A 421-nucleotide genomic window follows, 5' to 3' on the forward strand; every position below is an offset into this window, starting at 1 on the left:
TATCGTAGTAGATACGACTACTTTACCAGTAGGATCGACATTAACAGAAGGAACAGAACCAACGGAAGTAACGGTACCAGTAAATGGAACAGTTGCAGCAGGAACAGATGGTTATACTACAGCTGGTTCAGTAACCGGAACAGTATATAACGATGAAGATGGTGACGGAACACAAAATGGAACAGAAACCGGATTTACTTCTCCAGTAACTGTATTTGCAGATTTAGATGGCAATGGCGTATTAGACGCAGGAGAGCCAACAGCAACAACAGCAACAGACGGAACCTATACTATAGAAGGAGTACCAGCAGGGACAGTAGATATCGTAGTAGATACGACTACTTTACCAGTAGGATCGACATTAACAGAAGGAACAGAACCAACGGAAGTAACGGTACCAGTAAATGGAACAGTTGCAGCA

Annotated in this window: 1 protein-coding gene; it reads left to right on the plus strand. The window is 43.0% G+C overall.

All coding sequences use genetic code 11. From position 1 onward, the window contains the following. Nucleotides 1-421 (plus strand): hypothetical protein (locus tag ACVCZW_RS00415; protein WP_452231345.1); only part of this gene is annotated, 421 nt, incomplete at both ends.

It is taken from the genome of Lacinutrix sp. MEBiC02595, from assembly GCF_053601555.1.